Raw genomic sequence first — 14,075 nt, forward strand, 5'->3', positions numbered from 1 at the left:
TTGTCTTCTTATGCGGAAGGTTCTTAGACACGAAGAGCTCGCTGCCGGAGCTGGATTTCTACAAAAAGCGGAGGCGGCTCGTTTAGAATGTGAAGGCGCGAAGCCACCGAACATTCTTGCCGCTGGAACTAGATTTCTACAAAATTAAAAAACCGCCAATTGGCGGTTTTTTAATTTACCTTTTGCTCATTTTCCATTTCCCATAACTTTTCAAAAAATGGCTGTCCTTTTACGAGACGCTCGCATAATTGTTCGTGCTTATCAGACCAGCCTGTTTTCGCTTCATCATACAGCTTAGCCCAAATATCTTCAAATTCCATATGTTGAACCATTCCATATGCTGATGGATCCCACTCTGTGAACCAATAGCGAATTTCTGCTGTGTTTTTCGTTGTATGTAATTGATCTAACGCCATAAATAATAATTGTTTTAGCTGTCTTTCTTTACGAGTCAAGCCATTCATAATGAAAGGCGATGGTGATAAAATATGATGTTCTTTTTCTGTTTCTTCTACTTGGAACTCATACTTTTCTGCTTGTACGTTTTCTACCATCTCATATACCATCTGCTCTTGGCGTGGTATAAGTCTACTTTTGCGAATTGGTACATTGTAACCAATTGTGTCAATGGCAATAATGCCTTTCCCATCTGTAACAACAAAGCAATACTCTTGCTGCAAACGTTCATGATTTTTACGAATATAAGCCTTATGATGTACGTCTTCCAGCATTTTTTGCGGAAGCTCTAACAATTCGTTCTCGATGTAATGATATAATGTGGCATCTACTTTTAATAATGGCACTTGATCTAATAGCTCAATCGTATCATCTTTCCGCCATTCGTAAAAATGACAAACGTTATACCCATTTTCTTCACCTTCAAACCAATTTACCCATACATCATGTAGATATAACATTCACTACCCCTCACTTCACTACTGTTTGTACCAATCATTATGTTCATTTTTGCTTAACTTTATTCCACTTGAGGAAATATATTCTAATTATTATTTTTTCTTCTATTAATACTAAAAAAACAGGAAATAGAATTCCTGTTTTTTTATATATGAAATGTATTTGCTTTATTCAATATTTCTTTTGCATCTATAGATAATAAAGAAAGTGTATCTTCTCCTTCCAAAGTTACACAATCTTTGACAATATGAAATCCAAGCGCATAGCCAAGCATCTTCGGATAAGAGTGAAAGCCATTTAATAAGATGTCATGTTCCCTTGTTCCTCGTTTTATACTTATTCTTTCATGTACAACATTTTTCCAATAATAAACAGCCTCTTCTTTTGAAAGATACGCCGTCCACGGTGCATTGTTTTTTTCTGTATACCTTTCTGTTACTGCTTGTTCCGCTAGCCCTTCCATAATCATCGTATCAAGTAATGTATATTCTGTTTCTTTCGTCTCAATTTGATGTAACCTGCATATGTGATGATATTCATGCGCCAATAACACTTTTAATTCTTCTACCGAATTCCGCCCACATACGAATAAGAAAATAACATGACGCATAGATAATCCAGCCCTACCGTTATACTCTTCTTGTACAGTTTGATTATAGGAATCTGATAATAAAATAAAGACAGGGACATCTGGACCTTTTAACCAATTTTTCAGTTTATCATACTCCAGGCTCAATTCTTTCCAAATTTCCTTTTCTTCTAATTCTTTAATTTCCTTTTCTCCGCGCATGATCGGGCGATACATCCCTTTTGAAATTAAAAAGCGATACAACCTTTCTTTTGGCAACGGAATATACTTCGTAAATTTCTCACAAAGTTTTTCTGGCCGTCCATAATATAAATGTAACCATTCAGCTGTTTCAACAATCCCCATCTTTATCCCTCCTTTTTCTTATGTATATGCTACAGGAGAAAAAGGCGTAAAAATAAATAAGGAGTTTTTTCGCAATCTATTGCGAAAAAACTCCTTATTTCATCGATTATTTATACGATTTAAATACTAACACTGCGTTATGACCACCAAATCCTAATGAGTTACTTAATACTGCATTTACTTCTTGGTGTCTCGCTTGATTTGGGACGTAATCTAAGTCACATTCTGGATCTGGTGTCTCATAGTTAATTGTTGGAGGAATTACTCCGTCTGTAATTGATTTAATAGAGAAAATCGCTTCAACAGCACCAGCTGCTCCTAATAAGTGACCTGTCATTGATTTCGTTGAGCTAATTGCTACTTTATACGCGTGCTCACCGAAAGTTTCTTTAATTGCCATCGTTTCATATTTTTCATTCGCATCAGTACTTGTACCGTGCGCATTAATGTAATCAATATCTTCTGGCTGTAGGCCTGCATCAGCTAAAGCTTGACGCATTGCACGCACTCCGCCTTCCCCACCAGGAGCAGGCATTGTAATATGGAATGCATCTCCAGTTGCACCATAACCCGCAATTTCCGCGTAAATGTGAGCACCGCGTGCTAATGCGTGCTCTAATTCTTCAAGAATTAGAATACCTGAGCCTTCACCCATTACGAAACCGCTACGGTTTTTATCAAATGGACGGCAAGCCGTTGCTGGGTCTTCATTAAATGTTAATGCTTTCGCTGAGCTAAATCCTGCGAATGCCATACTTGTTAGCGGCGCTTCTGCTCCGCCTGTAATCATTGCATCAGCATCACCACGCTGAATTGCTTTAAATGCATCACCAATTGAGTTTGCACCAGATGCACAAGCCGTTACAGAACAAGTGTTAATTCCTTTTGCTCCTGTTGCGATTGATACTTGACCTGCTGCCATATCTGGAATCATCATCGGCACGAAGAATGGGCTCACGCGGCGTGGGCCTTTCTCAGTAAAAATCTTAAATTGTTCTTCGTATGTTTCCATACCGCCAATACCAGATCCAATCCATACACCAATTCGAGGTCCGTTTTCTTCTGTAATTTCAAGTTTTGCATCTGCAACTGCCATTTTCGCTGCTGCTACTGCATATTGTGTAAAGCGATCCATACGGCGCGCTTCTTTTTTATCAATATATTTCTCGACTTCAAAGTCGTTAATTTCCGCTGCTACTTTTGCTGGAAATAGTTCTGGATCAATTCTTGTAAGTCGCCCGATTCCAGATACACCCTTTTTAATGTTTTCCCACGCTGTTTCAACATCTGTTCCGACCGGTGTAACAGCTCCTAGTCCTGTAATTACGACCCTCTTTTTTTCCATACAAAATACACTCCTTTTTTTCTCTCAGTCCTTATTTACCCCAACGAAGAGCGACTGCTCCCCATGTTAATCCGCCGCCAAAACCAACAAGTATAATTAAATCACCGTCTTGAATACGTCCGTTTTGCAATTCCTCTACCATTGCAATCGGAATTGAAGAAGCTGATGTATTACCGAACTTCTCAATCGTCATACTCATTTTTTCTTGTGGTAAATTTAACCTCTCTCTTGCAGATTCCATAATACGAATGTTTGCTTGATGCGGTACTAAGAAATCCACATCTTCTTTCGTAAGACCAGCTTTATCTAAAACGCGAAGACAAGAATCACCAAGTTGACGAACGGCAAATTTAAACACTTCTCTGCCATTCATCATAACATACTCGTCTTGATAAAGGTGCTTGCCGCCACTTCCGTCTGCTCCTAATTCAAAAGATAGAACGCCTTTACCTTCTGAAACAGCTCCCATTACGACAGCACCGGCTCCGTCTCCAAATAGTACTGCTGTATTTCGATCGTTCCAGTCTACAATTTTAGATAGTTTATCACTACCAACTACTAATACATTTTTATACGTTCCTGTTTGAATAAATTGCTGCGCTGTAATCATTCCGTACATAAAACCAGCACATGCTGCACTTAAATCCATTGCAGCTGCATGTTTCGCTCCTATTGCTTCTTGAATTACACAAGCAACTGCTGGAAAAGCACGATCTGGTGTTACTGTTGCTACTAAAATAAGATCGATATCCTCTCCGCTAATTCCTGCATCTTCAAGTGCTTTTTTAGAAGCCTCTACGGCCATATATGAAGTATCTATTGTATCATCGGCAATGCGTCTTTCTGCAATTCCCGTTCTCGTACGAATCCATTCATCGGATGTTTCCATTATTTTCTCTAAATCGTGATTTGTGACTACTTTTTCTGGCACATATCTTCCGATCCCTAAAATGCCCACGTTCACATCGCAGCCCTCCGTTTTATATCAATTATTATGACTTGGTACTAATTTTAAAACATAAATGTATTTTTGTCTAGAATATATTTCGCATAAAACAGAAAGCTAACGCATTATTCACGTTATTTTTCATTAAAAGAAACGGAAACATACCTCTCAAATATAAAAAGACTCAAACCGCTTCTATTTACAGTTCGATCCTCTCTTTCATCTAAAAAGATGCTTTTTTATTCTTTATCTGCTTTCCTTCTAAACTAGAGAGTTCTCCTCACTACTTTTCCTTTATCCTCTTCATATCTCTGGTTTTCCACCAGGCAAGAATAAAAAAGGCCCTGACCGCTTCTATCCACGGTTCGGGCCTCTCTTCCATCTTAAAAAGATGCTTTTTATTCTTTATCTGCTTTCCTTCTAAACTAGAGAGTTCTCCTCACTACTTTTCCTTTATCCTCTTCATATCTCTGGTTTTCCCCCAGGCGAGAATAAAAAAGGCCCTGACCGCTTCTATCCACGGTTCGGGCCTCTCTTCCATCTAAAAAGATGCTTTTTATTCTTCATCTGCTTTCCTTCTAAACTAGAGAGTTCTCCTCACTACTTTTCCTTTATCCTCTTCATATCTCTGGTTTTCCCCCAGGCGAGAATAAAAAAGGCCCTGACCGCTTCTATCCACGGTTCGGGCCTCTCTTCCATCTTAAAAAGATGCTTTTTATTCTTTTTATTCTTTTTATTCTTTTTATTCTTTTTATTCTTTATCTGCTTTCCCGAGCTCATAGGCCTCGTTCATAACTTTCATTAACAACTCTAACACCGGCTGTGCCTTCTCCATATCAAGTGCAATTCCATTATCATCTAAAATTGCCTTTGCTTCCGGTAAATGCTTCATTGCGATTTGTAAAAACTGCATGCTTTTTTCGTTCATATTATGCTCTTCCTCTCCATTAAAACTTTCACATACAATAGTGTAACACGCGTACTACCCTTCGTATAACTCTTTATATTTTTTCATGTGTGCCAGTTGCTTATTTAAACCGTATTCTAACGGAGTATTTCTTTTTATTGAAATTACCTCGATAGCCTCATCTCTTACTTCGTTATTATTTTTATTTACTTTATCATCCGCGCGTAAAAGATTCATACCTTTTTCCCATAATGACTGTTTACCACTAAGTAAATTGTATATACCAAGATGCGCCCCGTTCGTTCCATTTTCCCATAAGTATTCACATACATCTTCAACGTAAAGTAAATCATTCCCCTTTTCCTCAATCGTACAACGGCACTCTTTTTCACCTAATTCTGATAAAATAAGCTGATGAAACATCATAAAGGACGGTTGCCACGGTCCATATAATGTTGGAACTCGAAATACACTATATTGTAAATTCCCTTTTTTCAATCCTTCTTCTACTTTCAAAAATAGTCGCTTATTTTCGGATTCATCTGTACTGCCTACTTCAATAGAAGAAATTAAATTTAACTTCACTTTTTGTTCTTCACACATTCTTATAATTCGCTTTAAATATTGTAATATGACTCTTTCATTCCGAAATCCACTTTGCTGATTTGGCTCATATAAGCAAAAGTAAACAGTATCGAATCTCTCTTCCTCAACCGATCTCCATCCATCTTCATCTCTTATCGAATAATACGTAAATAATGCATTTCGCCCAATTAATAATAACTTCTCTTCATTAATTTTCGTCATACTATCGAATTCATCAAAATCAAGACCATATACTTCCACTTCTTCTGCAATCATTTTATTTACAAGGTGATAACCTACAAACGTAAGTGCACCTACAATTAGCACGCGTTCCATACCACCAACCCTTTCCCTCTGAAACAAATAGCTCCTCATTTATGTATATGGGAGCTTCATAATTCTTCTTCATATTTTTTAAAGAAATCGGTCGTTTGCCTAACCATTTTATATTTCACATCTTGCAGATGGAACAAGACAGAAGTATCACATTGATTTAGTTGCCTCATTTTCTCATATCTACGCAACTGCTGTTTTCTTCCTCTTTTTTCTTGTGTTGATACGAAAATTTTAACAGGTACACAAGATGGAAGAAGCGTAAATGATTTCTTATTTATTTTTGATTCTAATTCTTCTTCTTTGGCATCATACGCCAAACTTAATTCCTTCACGAGTCTCTTGTAAAAAAACTTATGCTCTTTCTCAAACTCCACATATTCTGGTAAATCTAAACACGGATTTAACATAATGACAGAGCGTATACACTCAGGGTATTTGTTCATCATTTCGAGTGCTACAAGTGCTCCCATACCATCTGCCATAATGTGCATTTTCGCATTCAATGTCTCTTTTCTCAACACAACGTCATATAAACGTTTCGCTAGACGAACAGATTGGTCGTTTCCCCAATGTCTTCCGTATAAATTAGAAGAAAAGACTGTGTAGCCTTGCTCAATAAGGCCATGTAAAAAATAAGATCTACCCGCATGCTGTGTCCATAAACTTGTACCATTCTCAATAAAGTAGTTATAATCACCGAGGAGCATAACAGAAAATCCATTTGGCTTCTCCGGTAAATAAATGACACATGGTTCTTTTTCTAAGTAAAAAAAACGTTCCGTAATACTCATTTTTCCCCCGCCTTATTTTCTAAACATATAAAACCACTCTTTTATAATGTATGAACGGAATGCAAATTTGCGTTGAAAAATCTACAAATATTTTTCTATATTCTTTTTTCAATTGTGTTACAATAAGGACAGATTGAACGAATAGAGGTGTAAAATATGCGTTTCATTTGGGCATTAATTTGGTCGTTCTTACTTGTACATATGATGAGCTATGTAATCGGCTCTATGACTGGCGGTACATACGACTTTAACCAAGCGTCTATTTTCTCAGTTGTTCTTGCTGTGTTAGTACTAGCAATTTCAGCTGCAATTCCAAACGAGCCAGTAGAACAACACTAAAAAAAGAGTCCGGATTTTATCCGAACTCTTTTTTATTTTTATTTCACATGAACGACTAACTCGTTATTTTCTACATCAACAACTACGTGACTATTATCAGTAATTGTTCCTGCAATTAATTCTCGTGCTAATTTCGTTTCCACTTGACGCTGTACGTATCGTTTTAATGGACGAGCTCCGTACATTGGGTCGAAACCTGCTTCCACAACAAATTCTTTTGCTGCATCTGTTAATTCTACTGTAATGTGACGGTCAGCTAGACGACCTTGTAGTTCTTTTACAATTTTATCAACAATGCCTTTAATTTCATTCGTTGTAAGAGGTTTGAATAAAATAATTTCATCCACACGGTTTAAAAATTCAGGGCGGAAATGTCCTCTTAATTGCCCCATTACAAGGTCTCTTGATTCCTCTTTAATGGAACCATCTTCTTCTAATCCATCTAGTAAATGAGCAGATCCAATATTTGAAGTCATAATAATAACTGTATTTTTAAAGTCCACTGTACGGCCCTGTGAATCTGTAATGCGTCCATCATCTAACATTTGTAATAAAATGTTGAATACTTCTGGATGTGCTTTTTCAATTTCATCTAATAAAACAACGGAATATGGTTTACGTCTTACCGCTTCTGTTAATTGACCGCCTTCTTCATATCCTACATATCCAGGAGGTGCACCAATTAAGCGAGACACGGCGTGTTTTTCCATATACTCAGACATGTCAATGCGAATCATTTGCTCTTCACTATCGAATAAAGACTGGGCTAACGTTTTTGCAAGTTCTGTTTTACCAACACCTGTTGGTCCTAAGAAGATGAAAGAACCAATCGGGCGGTTCGGATCTTTAATACCAGCGCGAGCACGAAGAACTGCGTCTGACACTAAGCTTACTGCTTCCTCTTGTCCGATGACACGCTCTGATAAGATTTGCTCTAAGCGTAATAATTTCTCGCGTTCACCTTCCACGAGTTTCGCAACAGGAATACCAGTCCAGCGTGAAACAATATCTGCAATTTCTTCTTCACTTACTTCCTCACGTAATAAACGATTTTCTTGTTTATTATGCGCGCCCATTTCTTCCGCTTCTTTTAACTCTTTTTCAATTGCGGGAATTTTCCCGTGACGAAGTTCCGCTGCTTTATTTAAATCGTAATTGCCTTCTGCTTCTTCTAATTCACGACGCAAACGTTCTAAATGTTCACGTAAGTCACGAACTTTGTGAATGTCTTCTTTTTCTTTCTCCCATTTCGCTCTCATGCCACTTGCAACTTCTTTTAAATCCGATAATTCACGTTGCAATGTTTTTAGACGCTCTTGGCTACCACGATCCGTTTCTTTCCCAAGAGCCGCTTCTTCAATTTCCAGCTGCATAATGCGGCGCGTTACTTCATCTAATTCTGTTGGCATAGAATCAATTTCTGTACGAATTGTTGCACACGCTTCATCAACAAGGTCAATTGCTTTATCAGGTAAGAAGCGATCTGAAATATATCGATCTGATAAAACTGACGCTGCTACAATCGCACGGTCATGAATATTTACACCGTGATAAATTTCAAAGCGTTCTTTTAATCCACGTAAAATTGAAATTGTATCTTCAACAGTTGGTTCTTCTGCTAATACTTGTTGGAAACGTCTTTCTAGCGCTGGATCTTTCTCAATATATTTGCGATATTCATCGAGCGTCGTCGCCCCGATACAATGCAGTTCACCGCGCGCAAGCATCGGTTTTAACATATTTCCTGCATCCATGGCTCCCTCTGTTTTACCAGCTCCAACTATTGTATGAAGTTCATCAATGAATAATAAAATGCGTCCTTCACTCTTTTTAATTTCATTTAATACAGCTTGCAGACGCTCTTCGAACTCACCACGGAATTTCGCACCAGCTACGAGTGCACTCATATCTAACGCAAAAATCGTTCTATCTTTCAATCCTTCAGGTACATCCTTTTTCACGATACGCTGTGCTAGCCCTTCAACGATTGCTGTTTTACCAACACCTGGCTCCCCAATTAAAACAGGATTGTTTTTCGTTTTACGTGAAAGAATACGAATTACACGTCGTATTTCACTATCACGGCCGATTACAGGATCAATTTTCCCTGCTCTCACTTCCGCCACTAAATCACGGCCATATTTTTCTAACGCTTCATAAGTTGCTTCTGGATTTTGACTCGTCACTCTTTGATTCCCCCGAACTGTCATTAAAGACTGTAATAAGTTATCTTTCGTAATATGCAATCTTGTAAATAATTGATTTATATCGCCTTTTTCTTCAGAAAAAGCAAGCAATACATGTTCTACTGAAATGTAATCATCCTGCAGTTTTTCTGCTTCTTTTCCTGCTCTTACAAGAAGTTGTTGCAGAGCGCTCGTTACATACAATTTTCCAACTTCTGCACCGCTCCCCGTTACAGAAGGTTTCTTTTTAATTAAACTTTCAGCACCTTGCTTTAATGCTTCTATATCAACATTCATTTTTTGAAATATACGTACTGCTAATCCATCTTGCTCTTCTAATAATGCAAGTAATAGATGAACAGTATCCACCTCTTGGTGATGATGAGATACCGCTAAAGATTGGGCACTCATAATCGCCTCTTGTGTTTTTGTTGTCATTTGATTTAAGTCCATCTTTACAGCCCTCCAAAAGTTTGACTTTCTTTGACCTTTGATTTGATTATACGCCAACTGACTTTTTTATACAATAATTTTGCCTATGTATTTTCAAACTTATTATTTGAAAAAGAAAAAGAGAGCATTCATTATACTGCTAAAAAATACGGTAAATGAAATTACAATGTGTAACGACAAAAAAGCCGCAATAATGATTGCGGCTTCTGTTACGGTTTTCTTTTATATGTCCACTGGCGGTTATGATTCGTGTTATCCGGAAACTTTTCACCGGCAGTTAATTTCACCATTTGCGGATCTTTCACCATACTTCCCGTTTCACCAATTTCTACGTAAATGCCATCATTCGGCGCTTTTTGTCCAGAACGAAACCTGCGATTTTGTCCCATCTTCATTCTCCTTCCATGACGTCTTGCCTCATTAGTATATCCATTTTAAAAGAAAGCTTTTCTGTCATGTTTAGGAAACAGTACTACATCTCATTCTTGTACATATATATGAATGACACAAGCGTAAGCAGGGATTTCTTTCCTACCTGTAGAAAAAAAAAGAAACCAACCTACTCTAGGCTAGTTTCAAAGGAGAGTCAAACATATACGAGAAGATTACATGTTCATTATATGCCTCATCACACGAGCAATGTAACCCTTTTCACAATTTGTACATAATGAAAGAAACATTGTTTGAACTTTCTAAAAAGATGTTGACTTTTCTTAATTTCCAACGATAAATAGTAGACACCACAGCACTTTGAGACGTAAGATGGATATATAGTGAAATTTCCATCTATGGTGATTTCACCGAGTCTAACCTCTTATTTCTGCATATTAAAAACGGAAATACAGATAGATACAAAAAAATTATTATAAGAGGTGAAATTATGAACAAACAACATTTAATCGCATTAGACTTAGACGGCACTTTATTAACAGACAACAAAATAATTTCCACTCGAACGAAACATACAATTGCAAAAGCAAAGGAACAGGGACATATTGTCGTTATTTCAACAGGACGTCCATTCCGTGCTAGTTATGATTACTATAAAGAACTTGATCTTAACACACCTATCGTAAACTTTAACGGCGCTTACGTACATCATCCTCTTGATTCAAACTGGGGAACACATCACTCTCCTCTTGAGCTAGCAACAGCGCAAGAAATTGTCCGAGCTTGCTTTGATTTTGGCGTAAAAAATATATACGCGGAAGTAATGGACGATGTGTATGTTCGTGAAATTGATGAAGATAAAAAACATATTTTCGAATTCGGCTCTCCTAAGATTTTTACGGGAGACTTATTAAATATTTTAAACGATCATCCAACTTGCTTATTAATTGACGCACATGACGAGCATTCTACTGCAATTCGTCAACATTTAACCGATATGCATGCGGAAGTAATCGACCATAGAAAATGGGGCGCACCTTGGCCGATTATTGAAATTGTGAAAAGCGGATTAAATAAAGCAGTTGGATTACAAAAAATTTCTAGTCATTACAACATTCCACAAGAGCGCATTATCGCTTTCGGTGATGAAGATAATGATTTTGAAATGATTGAATTTGCTGGTCACGGCATCGCAATGGGAAATGCCATCCCTGAATTAAAATCACTCGCAAACCATACGACGTTAACGAACGAAGAAGATGGTATTGCTTTATATTTAGAAGAGGTTCTTGGGTTGTAATCTAAAAATTCCCTACTTATAGTTTCCTGCCAAATGTCCATACTATAAGTAGACGCATGAGACATCGCGTCGATTGTTTTCAGCTAAATAAAGGGGGTTTTTCGAATGGGTAAAAAGAACAAATCAAAACGTTTTATCCAACAAGGAGCCGATGCTGTTATGAAGCATGATGCAAGATTCCCGTACAGAGGTACATTAGCTGAGGCAGAAAAAGCAAGAAGTAACTCTTCTTTTGGAGGGGTTTAAATGGGGAACTTACTATTCCAACAAGCTAGAGATGCTGTTGAAAATGCCGTATCTTGTTCAAGCGGTACTGAGCAACAAGATCTCGTGTATAGAGCAAAAAATGCTTTGCAATCCGCTTACGCAAACTCTTCAACTGCTGAAAAAGTTCAGCTCCGTGAAATGCAAGAGCAATTGCAAAACATTACGAATTTACATTAAAAAAGAGGACCAACTTTGGTCCTCTTTAATCTTTCCGAAACAATCCGAACACCCCAACTGTTTGCAGTATATTTGTAAATGCACCTGGGTCCACTTGTTTAATAATCCTCTCTAATTCGTATAACTCATAACGAGTAATAACCATCATTAACATTTCTTTATTTTCATTCGTATAAGCACCTGTTGCTGGTATCGTTGTAATCCCTCTTACTAATCGCGAGTGAATCGCCTTTCTTACATCTGCCCCATTCTTCGTAACAATTAATGCTGTAATCTTTACATGGCGAGTATGAATTGCATCAATAATTCTCGTTGATACATATAAAGTCACTAGCGTATACAACGCTTTTTCCCATCCATATACATAGCCAGCAGCGATAATGATAATTGCATTAAAAAAGAAAAAGTATGTACCGACAGGCTTATCTTTTATTTTTGATAAAATCATGGCGATAATATCTAATCCACCTGTAGAAGCACCCCACTTTAAAGCAATCCCTACTCCAATTGCCGAAATAATCCCGCCAAAAATCGCATTTAATATGATATCATTCGAAACCGCTCTAACAGGGATGATTTCTAAAAACAGAGTCATAAATATAACACAAAGAAAACTAAAAAAGGTGAAGGCCTTTCCAACCTTTTTCCACGCTAAAATAACGACAGGAATATTAAATAAGCTAAACAATACTCCCGTAGATATGTGAATCGATAAAAAATCACCTAATATTTGTGATAATAATTGAGACAATCCAGCAAAGCCGCTCGCATACACTTTTGCTGGCGTTAAAAATAAATTCATCCCAATCGCGTTTAATAAACCTGCGATGATTACAACGATTAACTTCTTTATAAGTTCAGTATAATTCAACTTCAAATCCATTTCGAATCCACCTTTACCCTTCATAAATGCACCGCTATACATAGTCTTTACGAAAAAGGAAATGATAAACGTACAACGTTTAGAAATGGAGTTGATACATATGCCACATACGAGTGATAACGACAAAAAAGCACGTGATAATAACGCAAAACGCACACAAAAAAATGAGCAAGAGCAAAAAAATATTCAGCAAGGTAAACGTGCATACTCTAAAAAGACCGATCACCTTTGATTCCATCGTACATCAACAATTATGTTGATGTACTTTTTTACATTTTAAAGGAAAAAACATTAAAAATTCACTTCATGTTCACTTCTATATTCTACAATAGCGATAACATATTCGGATGAGGTGTTGGCATGAGAGGGAAACATATTTTCATTATTACTGCACTAATAAGTATATTGATGCTATCTGCTTGCGGACAAAAGAATGGCTCAGCTACAGTCGCTACAGCAACAGACTCCACCATTACAAAGGATAACTTCGAAAAACAATTGAAAGATCGTTACGGAAAAGACATGCTATACGAAATGATGGCACAAGACATCATCACAAAAAAATATAAAGTACCTGATGAAGAGGTAAATAAAGAAGTAGAAAAAGTAAAAAAACAATATGGAGATCAATTCAAAAAAGTATTAGAAAATTATGGTTTAAAAGATGAAGAGGATTTCAAAAATCAAATTAAGTTCAAACTTGCTATGAATGAAGCGATTAAGAAAAGCATTACAGAAAAAGACGTAAAAGACCATTATAAGCCAGAAATTAAAGCGAGTCACATTTTAGTAAGTGACGAAAATGAAGCGAAAGAAATAAAGAGTAAACTAGATGCTGGTGCTTCATTTGAAGAATTAGCAAAACAAGAATCACAAGATCTGCTATCAAAAGATAAAGGTGGAGACCTTGGATACTTCAATTCAGGTACAATGGCCCCTGAATTCGAAACCGCTGCCTACAAACTAAATATTGGACAAATTAGCAATCCCGTAAAATCATCAAACGGTTATCACGTTATTAAATTAACTGATAAAAAAGCTTTAAAGCCTTATGATGAAGTGAAAGACTCTATTCGCAAAAACTTAGAGGAAGAACGTACTGCTGATCCTGTATTCAGCAAAAAATTGTTACAAGAGGAATTAAAAAAGGCAAATATTAAAATAAATGATAGTGATTTGAAAGATACGTTTACTCTTACGCGTGAGCAGGAGAATTAAAAGGAAGCACGACCTTATTTAAAAATAAGATCGTGCTTTTTAATCTTCCATCACTATTTCTAATTTTTTCTTTATTTTATAATGCTAATGAAAAAATGAATTA

The 14,075-nt window shown here is 36.9% G+C and carries 17 protein-coding genes; 7 read left to right on the plus strand and 10 right to left on the minus strand.

Annotated elements, in window-relative coordinates:
- Positions 1-10 precede the first annotated feature (10 nt).
- Positions 11-148 carry a hypothetical protein gene (locus BLT20_RS30725; RefSeq protein WP_001233403.1) on the plus strand — a complete coding sequence of 46 codons (138 nt, stop codon included), beginning with the start codon at positions 11-13 and terminating at the stop codon, positions 146-148.
- A 22-nt stretch (positions 149-170) separates the two neighbouring features.
- On the opposite strand, the gene BLT20_RS01930 is transcribed toward BLT20_RS30725, so the two are convergent.
- The 7 genes from BLT20_RS01930 to BLT20_RS01965 all read right to left on the minus strand — a co-directional run bounded on the left by BLT20_RS01930 (position 171) and on the right by BLT20_RS01965 (position 6,759).
- Positions 171-917 carry a YjbA family protein gene (locus tag BLT20_RS01930; RefSeq protein WP_000966127.1) on the minus strand — a complete coding sequence of 249 codons (747 nt, stop codon included), beginning with the start codon at positions 915-917 and terminating at the stop codon, positions 171-173.
- Between the two features lie 143 nt (positions 918-1,060).
- Entirely contained in the window at positions 1,061-1,849 is a 789-nt protein-coding gene (locus BLT20_RS01935; RefSeq protein ID WP_000513272.1) for a DUF2268 domain-containing putative Zn-dependent protease, read from the minus strand.
- A 106-nt stretch (positions 1,850-1,955) separates the two neighbouring features.
- Positions 1,956-3,194: a beta-ketoacyl-ACP synthase II gene (gene fabF / locus BLT20_RS01940; RefSeq protein ID WP_000412656.1), complete on the minus strand. Its 1,239-nt coding sequence runs from the start codon at positions 3,192-3,194 to the stop codon at positions 1,956-1,958.
- A 31-nt stretch (positions 3,195-3,225) separates the two neighbouring features.
- The gene (fabH, locus tag BLT20_RS01945) at positions 3,226-4,158 is read right to left on the minus strand and encodes a beta-ketoacyl-ACP synthase III (protein ID WP_001100547.1); all 933 of its coding nucleotides are present in this window, start codon (positions 4,156-4,158) and stop codon (positions 3,226-3,228) included.
- A gap of 733 nt (positions 4,159-4,891) precedes the next feature.
- On the minus strand, positions 4,892-5,068 hold the full coding sequence (locus tag BLT20_RS01955) for a ComZ family protein (protein ID WP_001986215.1): 177 nt from the start codon (positions 5,066-5,068) through the stop codon (positions 4,892-4,894).
- A 54-nt stretch (positions 5,069-5,122) separates the two neighbouring features.
- Entirely contained in the window at positions 5,123-5,995 is an 873-nt protein-coding gene (locus BLT20_RS01960; protein ID WP_002164601.1) for an NAD-dependent epimerase/dehydratase family protein, read from the minus strand.
- A gap of 29 nt (positions 5,996-6,024) precedes the next feature.
- Positions 6,025-6,759: a lipase family protein gene (locus BLT20_RS01965; RefSeq protein WP_000028712.1), complete on the minus strand. Its 735-nt coding sequence runs from the start codon at positions 6,757-6,759 to the stop codon at positions 6,025-6,027.
- A 156-nt stretch (positions 6,760-6,915) separates the two neighbouring features.
- On the opposite strand from BLT20_RS01965, the gene BLT20_RS01970 reads away from it, so the two are divergent.
- Positions 6,916-7,098 carry a YjzD family protein gene (locus BLT20_RS01970; RefSeq protein ID WP_001211116.1) on the plus strand — a complete coding sequence of 61 codons (183 nt, stop codon included), beginning with the start codon at positions 6,916-6,918 and terminating at the stop codon, positions 7,096-7,098.
- 38 nt (positions 7,099-7,136) lie between these two features.
- On the opposite strand, the gene clpB is transcribed toward BLT20_RS01970, so the two are convergent.
- Positions 7,137-9,737 (minus strand): ATP-dependent chaperone ClpB, encoded by a 2,601-nt coding sequence (clpB, locus tag BLT20_RS01975; RefSeq protein ID WP_000365401.1) that lies wholly within the window; start codon positions 9,735-9,737, stop codon positions 7,137-7,139.
- Positions 9,738-9,946: 209 nt separating this feature from the next.
- Positions 9,947-10,126 (minus strand): YjzC family protein, encoded by a 180-nt coding sequence (locus BLT20_RS01980; protein WP_000531421.1) that lies wholly within the window; start codon positions 10,124-10,126, stop codon positions 9,947-9,949.
- 491 nt (positions 10,127-10,617) lie between these two features.
- Between BLT20_RS01980 and BLT20_RS01990 the strand changes: the two genes are divergently transcribed.
- The 3 genes from BLT20_RS01990 (at position 10,618) to BLT20_RS02000 (ending at position 11,871) form a co-directional block, all read left to right on the plus strand.
- Positions 10,618-11,427, plus strand: a complete 810-nt coding sequence (locus tag BLT20_RS01990; protein ID WP_001041232.1) for a Cof-type HAD-IIB family hydrolase — start codon at positions 10,618-10,620, stop codon at positions 11,425-11,427.
- 105 nt (positions 11,428-11,532) lie between these two features.
- Positions 11,533-11,673 (plus strand): hypothetical protein, encoded by a 141-nt coding sequence (locus tag BLT20_RS01995; protein WP_000516816.1) that lies wholly within the window; start codon positions 11,533-11,535, stop codon positions 11,671-11,673.
- A complete protein-coding gene (locus BLT20_RS02000) occupies positions 11,674-11,871 on the plus strand; it encodes a DUF3813 domain-containing protein (RefSeq protein ID WP_000527407.1) in 198 nt (65 codons plus the stop codon).
- Positions 11,872-11,896: 25 nt separating this feature from the next.
- On the opposite strand, the gene BLT20_RS02005 is transcribed toward BLT20_RS02000, so the two are convergent.
- Complete coding sequence (locus BLT20_RS02005) at positions 11,897-12,754, minus strand: YitT family protein (protein ID WP_000364431.1); 858 nt, start codon at positions 12,752-12,754, stop codon at positions 11,897-11,899.
- A 100-nt stretch (positions 12,755-12,854) separates the two neighbouring features.
- Here BLT20_RS02005 and BLT20_RS02010 point away from each other — a divergent pair, with 100 nt between their 5' ends.
- Both BLT20_RS02010 and prsA read left to right on the plus strand, forming a co-directional pair.
- Positions 12,855-12,986: a DUF3941 domain-containing protein gene (locus BLT20_RS02010; protein WP_001120851.1), complete on the plus strand. Its 132-nt coding sequence runs from the start codon at positions 12,855-12,857 to the stop codon at positions 12,984-12,986.
- A 128-nt stretch (positions 12,987-13,114) separates the two neighbouring features.
- A complete protein-coding gene (gene prsA / locus BLT20_RS02015; protein WP_001214207.1) occupies positions 13,115-13,972 on the plus strand; it encodes a peptidylprolyl isomerase PrsA in 858 nt (285 codons plus the stop codon).
- Positions 13,973-14,075: the final 103 nt, after the last annotated feature.

This window comes from Bacillus sp. cl96 (assembly GCF_900100505.1).
In the GTDB taxonomy this organism is placed as follows: Bacteria; Bacillota; Bacilli; order Bacillales; family Bacillaceae_G; genus Bacillus_A; species Bacillus_A cereus.

Coding starts and splice junctions, on each gene's coding strand:
- fabF (WP_000412656.1), bottom strand. CDS start 3,194: ATGGAAAAAAAGAGGGTCGTAATTACAGGACTAGGAGCTGTTACACCG.
- BLT20_RS02005 (WP_000364431.1), bottom strand. CDS start 12,754: ATGGATTTGAAGTTGAATTATACTGAACTTATAAAGAAGTTAATCGTT.
- BLT20_RS01990 (WP_001041232.1), top strand. CDS start 10,618: ATGAACAAACAACATTTAATCGCATTAGACTTAGACGGCACTTTATTA.
- BLT20_RS01995 (WP_000516816.1), top strand. CDS start 11,533: ATGGGTAAAAAGAACAAATCAAAACGTTTTATCCAACAAGGAGCCGAT.
- BLT20_RS01955 (WP_001986215.1), bottom strand. CDS start 5,068: ATGAACGAAAAAAGCATGCAGTTTTTACAAATCGCAATGAAGCATTTA.
- BLT20_RS01935 (WP_000513272.1), bottom strand. CDS start 1,849: ATGGGGATTGTTGAAACAGCTGAATGGTTACATTTATATTATGGACGG.
- BLT20_RS01970 (WP_001211116.1), top strand. CDS start 6,916: ATGCGTTTCATTTGGGCATTAATTTGGTCGTTCTTACTTGTACATATG.
- BLT20_RS01965 (WP_000028712.1), bottom strand. CDS start 6,759: ATGAGTATTACGGAACGTTTTTTTTACTTAGAAAAAGAACCATGTGTC.
- BLT20_RS30725 (WP_001233403.1), top strand. CDS start 11: ATGCGGAAGGTTCTTAGACACGAAGAGCTCGCTGCCGGAGCTGGATTT.
- BLT20_RS02010 (WP_001120851.1), top strand. CDS start 12,855: ATGCCACATACGAGTGATAACGACAAAAAAGCACGTGATAATAACGCA.
- prsA (WP_001214207.1), top strand. CDS start 13,115: ATGAGAGGGAAACATATTTTCATTATTACTGCACTAATAAGTATATTG.
- BLT20_RS01930 (WP_000966127.1), bottom strand. CDS start 917: ATGTTATATCTACATGATGTATGGGTAAATTGGTTTGAAGGTGAAGAA.
- clpB (WP_000365401.1), bottom strand. CDS start 9,737: ATGGACTTAAATCAAATGACAACAAAAACACAAGAGGCGATTATGAGT.
- BLT20_RS02000 (WP_000527407.1), top strand. CDS start 11,674: ATGGGGAACTTACTATTCCAACAAGCTAGAGATGCTGTTGAAAATGCC.
- BLT20_RS01980 (WP_000531421.1), bottom strand. CDS start 10,126: ATGGGACAAAATCGCAGGTTTCGTTCTGGACAAAAAGCGCCGAATGAT.